This window comes from Streptomyces flaveolus, assembly GCF_000716535.1.
Taxonomy (GTDB): domain Bacteria; phylum Actinomycetota; class Actinomycetes; order Streptomycetales; family Streptomycetaceae; genus Streptomyces; species Streptomyces flaveolus_A.
Map to the genome: position 1 here is coordinate 1 of NZ_JNWV01000192.1, position 263 is coordinate 263.

Consider the following 263-nt stretch of genomic DNA (forward strand, 5'->3'; position numbering starts at 1 on the left):
CACGGGCTTGGAGGGTGGCGAGGGCAGCGGGTGGCGTGGTCGCCGGCGGGACGCTCATGTTGTGTGCGGCGAGCAGTTTCCTGATCTTCAGCAGGGTGCCGTGCATGGCGGTTCGGCTGCTGCCGAAGAGGATGGCGAGGGGTTCCGCGGCCAGGTTGACACGAAGGTGCAGAACGGTGGCCAGGACTTGGTCATGGAAGACGAGCCGGGGCGGACGCCCGCGTCCGGGATCACCGTCCGGGGCAAGGATCTGCGTCAGGTCG

At 68.4% G+C, this 263-nt stretch carries 1 protein-coding gene; it reads right to left on the reverse strand.

What is annotated here, in order from left to right:
- A partial coding sequence (locus tag OO52_RS45805) for a transposase family protein (protein ID WP_030941466.1) occupies nt 1–263 on the reverse strand: 263 nt, incomplete at both ends.